The following is a 13,101-nucleotide window of genomic DNA, read 5'->3' as shown; positions in this document are numbered from 1 at the left end:
ATTCCGTGAGCCCCACCAGTGACGCCACGCCGCTGATCGACGGCCTCCTGACCAAGGTCGCCGACAACGACCCCGAGGAGACCAGGGAGTGGCTCGAGTCCCTCGAGGCCCTCATCCAGGACAAGGGCGGCCCACGCGCCCGCTACATCCTGCTGTCGATGCTGGCCGAGGCCCGCAAGAAGAACGTCAGCCTCCCGGCCCAGACCACCACCCCCTACGTCAACACCATCGCGGTCGAGGACGAGCCCTACTTCCCCGGCGACGAGGACGCTGAGCGCACCTACCGCCGCTGGCTGCGCTGGAACGCCGCCGTCATGGTCACCCGCGCCCAGCGCCCCGGCGTCGGCGTGGGCGGGCACATCTCCTCCTACGCCTCCACCGCCACCCTCTACGAGGTGGGCTTCAACCACTTCTTCCGCGGCAAGGACCACCCCGGCGGCGGCGACCACGTCTTCTTCCAGGGCCACGCCTCCCCCGGCAACTACGCCCGCGCCTTCCTCGAGGGGCGCCTGAGCGAGGCCGACCTGGACGGCTTCCGCCAGGAGTACTCCCGCCCCGCCGGCGGCCGCGGCCTGCCCTCCTACCCGCACCCGCGCCGCATGGACGACTTCTGGGAGTACCCCACCGTCTCCATGGGGCTGGGCCCGGCCGAGGCCATCTACCAGGCCTGGTTCGACAGGTACCTCTCCGGCGCCGGCATCAAGGACACCTCCGCCCAGCGCACCTGGGCGTTCCTGGGCGACGGCGAGATGGACGAGCCGGAGTCCCGCGGCATGCTCCAGCTGGCCGCCTCCCAGCAGCTGGACAACCTCACCTTCGTCATCAACTGCAACCTGCAGCGCCTCGACGGGCCCGTGCGCGGCAACGGCAAGATCATCCAGGAGCTCGAGGCCTTCTTCAAGGGCGCCGGGTGGAACGTCATCAAGGTGATCTGGGGCCGCGGCTGGGACCAGCTGCTGGCCGCCGACAAGGACCGCGCCCTGGAGCACCTCATGATGGAGACGCTCGACGGCGACTACCAGACCTTCAAGGCCAACGACGGGGCCTACGTGCGCGAGCACTTCTTCGGCCGTGACCCGCGCACCGCCGAGCTGGTCAAGGACTGGACCGACGAGGAGATCTGGGCGCTCCAGCGCGGCGGCAACGACTACCGCAAGATGTACGCCGCCTACAAGGCGGCCACCGAGCACAGGGGCCAGCCCACCGTCGTCCTCGCCCACACGGTCAAGGGCTACCTGCTGGGCTCCCACTTCGCGGGCCGCAACGCCACCCACCAGATGAAGAAGCTCAAGGTCGACGACCTCAAGGGCCTACGGGACCGCCTCCACATCCCGGTCACCGACACCCAGCTCGAGGCGGACCCCTACATGCCGCCCTACTACCGGCCCGAGCCCGAAGACCCGGCGCTGCTCTACATGCTCGAGCGCCGCAAGCAGCTCGGCGGCTTCCTGCCCGAGCGGCGCGACGACGGCGGCCGGCTCGAGCTGCCCGGGGACAGGGCCTACAACCTCCTCAAGGGCGGGTCCGGCAAGCAGGAGGTCGCCTCCACCATGGCCTTCGTGCGCCTGCTCAAGGAGCTCATCAAGGACAAGGGCATCGGGCGCCGCATCGTGCCGATCATCCCCGACGAGTCGCGCACCTTCGGCCTGGAATCCCTCTTCCCCACCAAGAAGATCTTCAACACCCAGGGCCAGAGCTATACGCCGGTGGACGCGAGCATGATGCTGTCCTACCGCGAGTCCGACTCCGGGCAGATCATGCACACCGGCATCAACGAGGCCGGCTCAGCCGCACTGTTCCAGGTCGCGGGCACGAGCTACGCCACCCACGGCCAGCCCATGATCCCGGTCTACATCTTCTACTCGATGTTCGGTTTCCAGCGCACCGGCGACCAGTTCTGGGCGGCCGGCGACCAGCTCGCGCGCGGCTTCGTCGTCGGCGCCACCGCCGGGCGCACGACGCTGACCGGCGAGGGCACCCAGCACATGGACGGCCACTCCCCGCTCATCTCCTGGACCAATGAGGCCTTCGCCTCCTACGACCCGGCCTACGCCTATGAGATCCGCCACATCGTGCGCGACGCCCTGGAGCGCTGGTACGGGCCGGACTCGGGCCGCGACCGCAACGTCATGTACTACCTCACCGTGTACAACGAGCCCATGGTCCAGCCGGCCGAGCCGGCCGACGTCGATGTCGAGGGCATTATCAGGGGCATCCACAAGATCGCCGACGCTCCCGAGAGCGACGGGCCCGAGGTCCAGCTGCTGGCCTCCGGCGTCGGCGTGCCCTGGGTCCTGGAGGCGCGCCGCATCCTGGTGCGGGACTGGGGAGTGCGCGCCTCGGTGTGGTCGGTGACCTCCTGGGGCGAGCTGCGCCGCGAGGCGCTCGCCGTCGACGAGGAGAACTTCCTCCACCCCTCGGCCCCCCAGCGCGTCCCCTACCTGGCCGGCAAGCTCGCCGGCGCGCAGGGGCCCTTCGTCGCCACCAGCGACTACGACCACGCGGTACCCGACCTCATCAGGCCCTGGGTCCCCGGCAGCTACCACGTGCTCGGCGCCGACGGCTTCGGCTTCTCCGACACGCGCGCCGCGGCCCGCCGCCACTACCTCATCGACGCGGACTCCGTCGTCGTCAAGGCTCTCCAGGCCCTCGCCGACGACGGCAGGCTCAACCGCGCGGTGCTGCAGCACGCCGTGGACCGCTACGACCTGAGCAATGTGAGCGCCGGACGCTCCGGCGCTCAGGGCGGGGAGTCCTGATCGACTGATCATGCGCCCCTGAGCACCTTCAGCGGGCGGGGACCGGAGGCTCGTCCCTTCGGTCCCCGCCCGCCTCGTGCGCCCCCGGCGGCCATCTCGGATAGTGCAGGGTCTCAGCTCCGGTCCCCGCCGCCTCGTGCGCCCCCGGTTCCCGGCTCGGGCTCGACGACGGCGCCGCCTCTCCGGTGAGAAGATCGGCGTGCGGGACTTGAGTCCCTCGACTCGGCGTCACACTCTCATATCTTTGTACTACCTGGTTAGTTCATGGCTTGCCGGACATCGCCATCCGAGCACCACCACTGTGCGGACCACCACCGTCAAAGGAGAAGGTAGATGATCACAGAGAAGCCGAAGAACGAAGAGGAGTTCCAGCAGTACCTCATGGAGATCCGTGAGCTCGCGCAGGGCCCCTTCGACGAGCTGCAGACCGAGATCGAGGTGACCAACAAGTTCCCCGACGAGTTCTACGAGCTCGCCAAGGAGCACAACCTCTACCGCTTCTACATGCCCGAGCGGTACGGAGGCTGGGGACTGTCGACCCTCGAGATCATGAAGGTGCAGGAGGAGTTCTCGCGCGGCCCGGGCGGCATGCGGATGCACCTCCACCACGCCGCCGGCCTGAACTGGCGCATTATGGACGACTTCGCCCAGCCGGAGCTCAAGGAGTGGGCGATGCCCCGCTTCCAGGACAAGACACTCTTCGTGAACTTCGCCCTGACCGAGAAGGAGGCCGGCTCCGGCGCCGACATCAAGACCTCGGCGGTTCGCGACGGCGAGGAGTGGGTGATCAACGGCGAGAAGACCCTGATCTCCCACACGGACTGCTCCGACGGCACCTACCTCATCACGCTGACCGATCCGGATGCGGACAAGGACAAGCGCCTGACCGCGTTCTTCGTCCCGACGGACACCCCCGGGTACGAGATCGTCGACATGCCCCACATGATGGGATGCCGCGGCGCCGGCCACGCGGGCCTGCGCTTCACCGACTGCCGCGTTCCCGACAGGTACCGCCTCGGCGAGGTCGGCGAGGGCCTGCACGTCGCGATGTACTCCCTGGGCCTGTCCCGCCTCCACATCGCCGACTCGAACCTGGGCATGGCCCAGCGGATGCTCGAGATGTCGATCGCCCGCGCCAAGGAGCGCATCACCTTCGGCAAGCCGCTGGTCAGGCGTCAGGCGATCCAGTCGATGATCGCGGAGTCCGGCAAGTGGATCTACCTGCTGCGCTCGGCCATCCACGACGCCGCCCGCCGCTACGACGCCGGTGAGGACCCGATGACCCAGGCCTCGCTGTGCAAGCTCGCATCGATCGACACCGTCAAGATCGTCTCGGACAACATGCTCGAGATCCTCGGCGGCATCGGCTACTTCGAGGAGTGCGAGTACGGCCCCGCAGAGCGCCTGTACCGCGACTGCAGGGCCATGTGGCTGGAGGAGGGCCCGCCCACCGTCCAGCGCACCACCGCCGCCCGCGGCCTGATCACCACCGGCGGCGACCTCTGGAGCTCCTGACCCACCCGCGGAGCTCCACGCCCGGGGGACGACAAGGGCGTCGTCCCCCGGGCCCCGTCCCTCAACCACACATCCAGCGCACTCGAGGAAGAGATGAACCCCCTTAGCGGAATCAAGGTCGTCGATATGACGGCGTTCCTGGCAGCCCCCACCGTCGCACGAATCCTCGGCGAGTGGGGCGCCGATGTCATCAAGGTCGAGGCCCCGAAAGGGGACCCCGGACGCACCCAGGGCGCGGTGTTCGGCACGCCGTACACCGACGACGAGAACCTCGGCTTCGACATGTCGAACATGAACAAGCGGTTCGTCACCCTGGACCTGCGGCAGGAGCCCGGCCGCGAGGTCATGGACCGGCTGCTCGCCGACGCCGACGTCTTCCTGACCTCGACCCGGGTCAAGTCCCTGATCAAGCTCGGCTACGACTTCGACACCCTTCACGAGCGCTTCCCCAAGCTCGTGATGGCGCAGGTCCTCGGCTTCGGCGCCAAGGGGCCGCTGAAGGACGCCGCCGGCTTCGACATGACGGCCTGCATGTCGAGGGGCGGGGTGCTCGGCACCACCGTCAACCGCGGCAGCCGCCCGATGATCCCGCCGAACGGCTACGGCGACTTCCAGATCTCCTTCGTCCTGGCGGCCGGCATCCTCGCCGCGCTCATGGGCCGGGAGAGGACCGGACGCGGCGACTACGTGACGACGTCCCTCTTCCACTCCGGCGTCTTCATGCTCAACACGGCCATGATCTCGGCGCAGTACGGCAGCGAGTACCCGAAGGACCGCCGCGAAGTCATCAACCCGTTCAACAACACCTACGTCGCACGCGACGGGCTCATTATGACCCTGTGCGCGCCGGAGTACGACCGGGACTTCGACAAGGTCATGACCCTTCTGGGCCGCGAGGACCTCGCCGGAAACACGCGGTACAACATCTGCGACGTCATCAACGCGAACAAGCTCAATGGGGAGGTCGTCGACATCCTCGACGAGGCCTTCGCCACCCGGGACCGCCAGTACTGGCTCGACCTCCTCCTCGCCAACGACGTGCCGATCGAGGCCTGCCAGCTGCCGACCGACATCTACGAGGACGAGCAGACCTGGGCCAACGACGTGCTGCGCACCGTCACGTGCCCGTCCGGGGCGCAGCGAATGATTCCGACCAACCCGGTGCGCTTCCAGTCGCAGGGCGATCCCGAGCTGCGTCTGACCCGCGCCCAGGGATCGGACACCGAGGAGGTCCTGGCCGAGCTGGGCTACTCCCCCGAGCAGATCGCCGCCCACCTCGCCTCCGGCGCCGTCATCGCCACCAGCCCTCGCAGCTGAGGGCCCCGATCATCCACCACCGCGGGGCGCGCCCGGCGCGCCCCGTCCGATCACAGAAGGCTTGTCATGCCAGAGACCCAGGTGGCGGGTACGTCGAACCGCAAGTACTGGTTCACCGCCGCGCTCCTCTACCTGTCCTACTTCGTCCTCGGTTTCTCCCTCTTCGCCCAGGCCCAGTTCAAGCCTGCGCTGGCCATCCAGTGGTCCACCACCATCGAGGGCGTCTTCTCCGCCATCGCCTGGATGATGGTCGGGCGCCTCGTCGCCTACCCCCTGGCCGGCCCCGTCGCCGACCGCGTCTCCCGCCGCCTGGGCGCCATTATCGGGGCCGTGCTCCTGGCCGTCTCGTTCCTGGGGATCATCCTCGTCGGCAGCCCGACCCTGGGCCTGGTCATGTGCGTCGTCGCCGGCATGGGCAACGGCTTCCTCGACCCCGCGGTCTACCCCGCGCTCTCGGAGATCTTCCCGGCCAAGGCGCACACTGCGAACCTCTTCCTCAAGTTCGCGATCCTGGTCGCCCAGTTCCTTCTGCCCCTCCTCATCGGCTGGACGGGGGGATCGGAGCACGACGGCGGGTTCCGGCTCATCTACATCGGCGCCACCGTGCTCCTCGCCCTGGTCATCGTCGGCCTGGCGATCGCCCCCTTCCCGCCGAACGCGTCCAAGGCCGCCGAGTCCGCGGACAGCGGCGCCTCGGGCGGAGCCCGCATCAGCGCGACCATGGTCATGATGATGATCCTGGGCGCCACCACGATCACCACCTTCACCCTGTGGGGCAACACGAACCAGGAGCTGGGCAAGGCCTACGGGATGACGGAGCCCGCCATCACCCAGAGCTGGTACGCGGCCGGCGCCATGGTGGCGATCCTGGTGTCCACCGCGCTGCTGACAAAGGTCCGGGTCACCCAGATCATCGTGTTCTACCCGCTGGTCTCCGCCATCACACTGCTCGCCGTCTACTTCGTCCGCACCGTGTGGATCGTCCCGGTCGCCGGCTTCCTCATCGGGTGGACCGCCGCAGGCGGCGTACTCCAGCTCGTCACCTCCTTGGCGAACTCGTTGTTCCCGCAGTCGCGCGGCCTGATGACCTCCCTGGTCATGATCGCCTCCGCCGTCGGCGCCTTCGGCTTCCAGCAGCTGGCCAAGGGCTGGGTCGCGAACGCCCCGGGCAACGTCGTGCTGCTCAATGCCGCCGTCACGGCCGTCGGCGTCGCGGTCGCCGTCGTCGTGGACCGCGGCGAGAAGCGCCGCCTGGCCGAGGGGCCGGCGGCGTAGCCGGCGTCGGACGCCCCGGCCCCGAGCCACCGACGGCTCTCGGTTCCCTCCGAGATCCGCCGGGGCCGGCGGCGAGTCCGAACCACCCAGCGAGAAGGACGGAACCGCCATGGAGCAGTCCGCTGAGCCCGGAGCGCCCCCGGTCGAGGGCGATGGGCGCCAGGCGCACGAGATCGGCCGGAGAGCCACCCGGTCCGGGGGCATCGGCTCGATGCTGGAGTTCTACGACTTCTTCATCTACACCCAGGCCTCGGCGCTGGTCTTCCCCTCGGTCTTCTTCCCCTCCGACGACCCGGCCCTGGCCATTATCGCCTCCCTGGGCACCTTCGGCGTGGGGTACCTCGCCCGACCCGTGGGCGCCTTCGTCCTGGGGGCCCTGGCGGACCGGGTCGGGCGCCGCCACACCCTGATCCTCACCATGGCCCTCATGGGGGTCTCCACCGTCGCCCTGGGGGTCCTGCCCGGGTACCGCCAGATCGGCGTCATGGCCCCGGTCATCCTCGTCACGTGCCGGCTGGTCCAGGGATTCGCCGTCGCCGGTGAGATCTCCGGGTCCTCCACCATGATCATGGAGCAGACGCCCATCGGGCTGCGCGGCAGACGGGCCGCCGTCACCCTGCAGGGGGCCCAGCTGGGCCAGATCGTGGCGGCCATGATCTTCATTCCCCTGGCCGCCCTCCTGCCCCACGACTCGTTCTTCTCCTGGGGCTGGAGAATCCCGTTCCTGCTGTCGGCGCTGGTGACCATCGTGGGGTTCCGCATCCGGCTCGCCACGGTCGAGTCCAAGCCGCCCCAGAAGGAGGCGGTCCCCCCGATCCGCAAGGTCTTCCGGGAGACGCCTGCAACGGTGCTCAGGATCTTCGTCATGTCCCTGACCAACATCATCCCCGTCACGGCGACGGTGTTCGGCGCGTCGCTCGCCACCCAGAAGGCCTATGGGATCGAGTGGCCGCCCGAGGTGTTCCTGTGGATCCCCGTCCTGGGCAACCTGGCCGCCGTGGCCGTCATCCCCGTCGCGGCGACGCTGTCGGACCGGATCGGCCGGCGCCCGATGATCATCGGCGGCGCGCTGAGCTCGGGCGTCCTGTCCTTCGGCTACCTGTGGGCGGTCACCCACGCGAACCTGTGGCTGACGATCCTCATCGGCCTGGCCATGTGGGGCGTCCTGTACCAGGGGTACAACGCGGTGTTCCCCTCCTACTTCCCCGAGCTGCTTCCGGCGTCCACCAGAGTCACCGGAATGGCCATCGGGCAGAACATCGGCACGGCCGCCTCCTCCCTCATGGCCATGGTCTTCGCCGGCCTGTGCCCTCCCGGCACACGGGGGTCGACCATTGTGATCGTCGTGGGGGCCATCACCCTCGCGGTGACCTGCGCGGTCGCCGTCGCGGCGTGGGCCTCCCCCGAGACGCACCGCCTGCGGGCCGACGACCTGGGCGTCCCCGGCGCGGTCCCGCTGCCGCCCGAGGAGTACGCCGCCATGCGCTCGGCGGCCATCACGGCCGCGGCCGCCTACTCCAGGAGACCGCCGTCGAGATGACCCGGGCCCCTGCCCCGCGGGCGGGGCCCCGAGAGCGCCCCGCCCACCACTCAACGAGACACCTAGCAAGAAAGGTCCTGATTCATGAGCACACAGCTGACAGACGAGCAGCAGCTCCTCCTCGACTCGGTCAAGGAGTTCGTGTGGAGCGAGGTCGCGCCCCACGTGGCCCAGCGCGACCGCGACAGCCAGTGCGAGCGGTCCGACTTCGCCTCCGCCTTCGAGCTCGGGCTCCACCTGCTCGAGCTGCCCGAGGAGTACGGCGGGTCGGGCCTGGACTACGAGACCGGCGCCATGCTCTTCGAGGAGCTCGGGAAGGTCGATGCGGGCTACGCGATCACGCTCGTGTCCACCTTCGTCGCCTTCCGCAACGTCCTGATCGCGGGCACCCCCGAGCAGGCCCGTCTGTTCGCCGACACCATCGCCGACGGCGGCCTGGGCTGCTTCGCCATCACCGAGCCGGGGGCGGGCTCCGACGCGGCGTCGATCCGCACGACCGCCGTCCGCGACGGCGACGACTACGTCCTCAACGGGCAGAAGTGCTGGATCACCAACGGCGGCATCGCCGACATCTACCTCATCTCGGCCAAGACCGATCCCGACGCCGGCGCCCACGGGATCTCGACCTTCCTCGTCGAGGCGGACCGCGAGGGGCTCTCGCACGGCCGGCACGAGGACAAGATGGGCCTGCGCACCTCCAACACCTGCGACCTGACCCTCAACGACGTGCGCGTGCCCGCCGACCACCTCGTGGGCGAGGAGGGCAACGGCTTCCGCATCGCCATGTCAGGGCTGGACATCTCCCGCCCCTTCATGGCCACCATCGCAGTCGGCATGATGCAGCGCGCGCTCGACGAGGCCGCCCTCTACGCGCTCCAGCGCGAGCAGTTCGGCCGCCCCATCTTCGAGTTCCAGATGGTCCAGGACATGCTCGCGCGCATGTCCGCGAAGGTCGTGGCGTGCCGCTGCCTGGTCCAGCACACGATGAAGCTGGTCGACGAGGAGCAGGACGTCCAGAAGGACGGGGCGATCACCAAGCAATTCGTCACCGACATGCTCCAGGACGTCGTCTCCGACGCCGTCCAGGTCATGGGCGGCAACGGCTACACCAAGGAGTACCCCGTCGAGAAGATCATGCGCGATGCCAAGGTGTTCCAGATCATGGAGGGCACCAACCAGATCCAGTCGATCGTCATCGCGCGGCGGCTCAAGAAGGAGTACTCGGCCAGGCTCTGAGTGCCTTGAGGACTCAAGGCTCTGAAGGCTCTGAAGGCTCTGAAGGCTCTGAGCCGACGACGCGTGAGGGGACCCACGATGGACGACGTGGACCGGTGGCAGCGGCGGGGCGTGACCGCCGCGCCCGCCGAGATGAGGAGCGCCTGGCGCGCGAGCGGATGGTGGGGCGACCACTGCCTCCTCGACTGGTGGTCGCTCGCCGTTGCCGCGTGCCCGGACGCGCTGGCCGTGGTCGACCGGGCGGGCACGGCCTACACCTACGCGCAGGCGGACGAGGTCTCGTCCAGGCTCGCGTCCTGGCTGGCGGACCGTGGAACGGGCCCCGGGGACATTGTGCCGGTCCAGCTGCCGAGCTGGTCGCCGTTCCTCCCCGTGCTCATCGCCGTGATGAAGACCGGCGCGGCGATCACCCCGTTGTCGCCCAACCTGCGCCACTCGGAGTGGGCGAACGCGCTCGACCTGTGCGCGCCGCGCGTCGCCGTCATGCCCACCCGTTTCCGCCGGACCGTGCACTCCGCCCTGGCCCGCGAGCTGCTCGAGGAGGACAACGCCCTGGAGTCCGTCCTCCTGGTGGGCCCTCGGGAGGACGGCGCCCCGGAGGCCGGCCTGCCCCGTTTCGACGACGTCGTGCGCACGAGCCCTCCCCTGGCTCGGCGGGCATGGAGGCGATCGCGCGGGGACGACATCGCCGCCGTCCTGTTCACCTCGGGCTCGGAGGCGGCGCCCAAGGGAGTGATGCTGTCGCACAACAACATGATCGCCTCCGAGAACGCCTTCGCCTACGGGCTGCGGCTGGGCGTGGACGACGGCATCTTCATGCCCTCCCCCCTCGGCCACGCCACCGGCTTCCTCCACGGCGTCGTCATGCCCGTTCTCACCCGCGGCACCTCGATCCTGTGCGACTCGACCGACGGCGCCGAGATGTCGCGGATGCTCGTCAGGCACGGCGCGACCTGCGGCATGTCCGTCCCCGCCGTCATCGACACCATCCTGTGCAGCTGCCAGGAGAACGCGGCCGACCTCGCCCGGCTCCGGTTCCTGTGCTGCGGCGGAGCGCCGGTTCCGCGGCGGCTCCTGGAGCGGGCCCGCGGCCTGGGCGTGCGGCTGTACTCGGTGTACGGATCCACCGAGCACGCGCCCCACACCATGACCACGTCCCAGGACTCCGACGAGAGGGTCCTGAGCACCGACGGCTGCGCCTGCGCCGGAGCCGAGGTGAGGATCGTCGATCCCGTCACCCGCGCGGTCCTGCCCACGGGGGTCGAGGGCGAGCAGGCGTCGCGCGGCCCGGCGGTCTTCAGCGGGTACCTGGGTCGCCCCGACCTCACGCGAAAGGTCCTCGACGACGACGGCTGGTACTACAGCGGCGACCTGGCGGTCATGGACGCCGAGGGCTACATCCGCATCTCCGGGCGCCGCAAGGACCTCATTATCAGGGGCGGGGAGAACATCAGCCCCTCCGAGGTCGAGGGCGTGCTCATGGGGCACCCCGCGATCGCCGTGGCGGCGGTGGTCCCGGTGCCGGACCCGGTGCTGGGCGAGAGGACCCTGGCGTACATCGTGCGCAGGCCGGGGGCGACGGCGGTCGATGTGCCGGCGCTGCGCGAGTGGTTCATCGCCCAGGGTGTCGCCAAGTTCAAGATCCCCGAGTACGTCGAGCACCTGGAGGAGATGCCGACCACCAGCGCCGGCAAGGTCGACAAGGTCACGCTCAAACGGCGGGCGGGATCCTTCCGGCCGCCCGCGTCATCGTGCCGCTGACCGCGAGGGCCCGGTCCCCCCGGGAGAGCCCCCGGACACCAGGCGCATGACGGCCTCCTCAATGAGGTCCCGCACGTGCGCGGAGTCGTCGCCAAGCATGTCCCGCCCGAAAGCGAGGCTGAAGGTCCACTGGTGCTCGATCCTGTTGAGGACCAGCGCGGACAGGACCTGGTGCACGTCGAGGGCGCTGGGGGCGCCCGGGCCCTCCTGGAAGATGCCGAGGCAGCGGCCGCGCTCGAGGATCCCCGCGATCGTCTCCACCGCCGACGCGTTCATCGCAGAGAACTCGTCGATCTGGGCGGCGACGCCGCCGTGCATAATGAGGTTCTCCATGGCGACGATCCTGGCGAGATCCGGGTTGCGCTCGTAGTGCTCGAGAGACGCCCGGATCAGCTCGCGCAGCGCCGCCGCGGGCTCGAGGTGGTCGAGCCTGAGCGAGGACTCCAGAGCCCGGATCCGGCGGTAGTTCTCCTCGAGCACCGCCCGGTAGAGTCCCTCCTTGGACCCGAAGTAGTAGAAGATCATCCGCTTGGAGGTGTTCGTCCGATGAGCGATGTCCTCGGTGCGGGCGCCCCTGGGGCCGTGAGTGGCGAACTCCTGGACGGCGGCCTCCAGGATCTCCCAGCGAGTCAGCTCAGGATCGCGTCGGGAGTTCCTCGTCCGCCTGCGGGCGGCATGATTCTCATCCAACACTCGCCACTCCTCTGCTCGATCTTCAGGGGGCCCGGTGTTCATGCATGAGCGAGACGTTCTCGAGTTTGGTGCGCGGACGACGCAGGGCCCCACGGGACCCGCACAGGATACAACGGTTTGCCTCTTTGATTGTCGCAGCCTTCAATGAGCCCGGCGGAGCCGGCAGGGCCGCCGACGGCGCTGCCGCGGCCGTCGTCGCGCCGGAGTCGAGACCCGAGGGGGCGCTGCCGAGCAGGTGGTCGCTCAGCGCCTCGGCCGCCCGGGCCCCACGGCCGATCGACAGCGTGGCCGTGCGCCTGGCGCTTCGATCCGTGTGGATCGGCTGCCTCCAGATCGTTCTTCCCTCGACCACCGCCATGCACCGGGAGGCTCCCGCGGCCCAGATCACGCCGTCGCACTTCGAGAGGACCTCCCCGATGCGGCGCACGGCGCGCGAGGTCTGAACGCGGGCGCGTCCCGAGACGATGCGCTGGATCTCCGCGTCCAGGATGCGCTTGGGCAGACGCCGCTCGGTGATGCCCCTGCGCAGCATCCCGCCGAGGCAGTGGTGGGCGTCGAGCAGCGTCACCTCGTGGCCGGCCAGGACGAGCTGGTGGGTGGCGGACAGGCCGCACGGGCCGGAGCCGACGACCACGACCCGCACGCCCGTCGACTCCCGCGGCTCGTCGAGCCTCCAGCCCTCGCGCAGGGCCAGCTCCCCCACGGCCGCCTCCAGGGCGCGGATGCCGACCGCTCCCGCCCGCGCGCCCAGCACGCACCTCTGCTCGCACGGCGCGTAGCAGATCCTGCCCATGCACGCCGGGAGCGGGTTCATCCGCGTGATCATCCTCCAGGCCCGGAGGACATCATCGGCCTGGAGCGCGTGCAGCCAGCCGCGGACGGGCTCGCCCGCGTCGCAGGCGATCTCGCAGGGCGGGGTGAGCATCGCAGCGGCTCCCGCACCGTCCGGCCGGCCGGGCTCCCGGGACCTTCGACCCTGTAACTCCGATCTCACCATGCCATGAT

9 protein-coding genes are annotated in these 13,101 nt (G+C 69.5%); 7 read left to right on the top strand and 2 right to left on the bottom strand.

Features of this window, described 5'->3' with window-relative positions; all coding sequences use genetic code 11:
• Positions 1-5 precede the first annotated feature (5 nt).
• The 7 genes from aceE to AIF0345_RS07300 all read left to right on the top strand — a co-directional run bounded on the left by aceE (position 6) and on the right by AIF0345_RS07300 (position 11,403).
• Positions 6-2,759, top strand: a complete 2,754-nt coding sequence (gene aceE, locus AIF0345_RS07330) for a pyruvate dehydrogenase (acetyl-transferring), homodimeric type (protein ID WP_285297777.1) — start codon at positions 6-8, stop codon at positions 2,757-2,759.
• A gap of 333 nt (positions 2,760-3,092) precedes the next feature.
• Positions 3,093-4,274 (top strand): acyl-CoA dehydrogenase family protein, encoded by a 1,182-nt coding sequence (locus AIF0345_RS07325; RefSeq protein WP_043559134.1) that lies wholly within the window; start codon positions 3,093-3,095, stop codon positions 4,272-4,274.
• A 93-nt stretch (positions 4,275-4,367) separates the two neighbouring features.
• Positions 4,368-5,591, top strand: coding sequence for a CaiB/BaiF CoA transferase family protein (locus AIF0345_RS07320; protein WP_285297776.1), 1,224 nt, complete (start codon positions 4,368-4,370; stop codon positions 5,589-5,591).
• A 66-nt stretch (positions 5,592-5,657) separates the two neighbouring features.
• Positions 5,658-6,866, top strand: a complete 1,209-nt coding sequence (locus AIF0345_RS07315; protein ID WP_043559139.1) for an MFS transporter — start codon at positions 5,658-5,660, stop codon at positions 6,864-6,866.
• 109 nt (positions 6,867-6,975) lie between these two features.
• Complete coding sequence (locus AIF0345_RS07310; RefSeq protein ID WP_285297775.1) at positions 6,976-8,406, top strand: MFS transporter; 1,431 nt, start codon at positions 6,976-6,978, stop codon at positions 8,404-8,406.
• Positions 8,407-8,490: 84 nt separating this feature from the next.
• Positions 8,491-9,642 (top strand): acyl-CoA dehydrogenase family protein, encoded by a 1,152-nt coding sequence (locus AIF0345_RS07305; RefSeq protein WP_043559142.1) that lies wholly within the window; start codon positions 8,491-8,493, stop codon positions 9,640-9,642.
• A gap of 78 nt (positions 9,643-9,720) precedes the next feature.
• Positions 9,721-11,403: an AMP-binding protein gene (locus AIF0345_RS07300; protein ID WP_285297774.1), complete on the top strand. Its 1,683-nt coding sequence runs from the start codon at positions 9,721-9,723 to the stop codon at positions 11,401-11,403.
• Here AIF0345_RS07300 and AIF0345_RS07295 read toward each other — a convergent pair.
• On the bottom strand, positions 11,389-12,093 hold the full coding sequence (locus AIF0345_RS07295; RefSeq protein ID WP_285297773.1) for a TetR/AcrR family transcriptional regulator: 705 nt from the start codon (positions 12,091-12,093) through the stop codon (positions 11,389-11,391). The two genes, AIF0345_RS07300 and AIF0345_RS07295, sit on opposite strands and share 15 nt — an antisense overlap.
• 25 nt (positions 12,094-12,118) lie before the next feature.
• Positions 12,119-13,021 carry an NAD(P)-binding protein gene (locus AIF0345_RS07290; protein WP_052374552.1) on the bottom strand — a complete coding sequence of 301 codons (903 nt, stop codon included), beginning with the start codon at positions 13,019-13,021 and terminating at the stop codon, positions 12,119-12,121.
• Positions 13,022-13,101: the final 80 nt, after the last annotated feature.

The organism is Actinomyces israelii (genome assembly GCF_030253495.1).
Classification (GTDB): Bacteria; Actinomycetota; Actinomycetes; order Actinomycetales; family Actinomycetaceae; genus Actinomyces; species Actinomyces israelii.
This window is presented reverse-complemented; position numbering and strand designations above follow the sequence as displayed.